This is a genomic window from Salicola sp. AFF1, from assembly GCF_056783195.1.
Window position 1 is genome coordinate 1 of record NZ_JBXAYL010000245.1, and the last position, 236, is coordinate 236.

Consider the following 236-nt stretch of genomic DNA (forward strand, 5'->3'; position numbering starts at 1 on the left):
GCCCTGACCGGCGCGGGTTCGCGCGCCAGCAGGCGCAGCCCTGCCAGCACTCCGATCATCACGGCAGACACCAGCACCAGCGCCGATTGCGCCAGTGCCGACAGATCCTCGGCCGAGGAATGGCCAAAGCTGTGGTCGTCATCGGCCGGACGCGCGGCATAGTTGATCGCCGCCAGCGCCGCGACTGAAACCATCACATCCAGCGCATTGTCCGCCAGCGAGGCCGCGACGCTGAG

At 68.6% G+C, this 236-nt stretch carries 1 protein-coding gene; it reads right to left on the bottom strand.

Annotated features, from left to right (window positions below; translation table 11 throughout):
• On the bottom strand, window positions 1-236 hold a 236-nt coding region (locus AC1RQI_RS17525; protein WP_481905882.1), incomplete at both ends, for a cation efflux transmembrane domain-containing protein.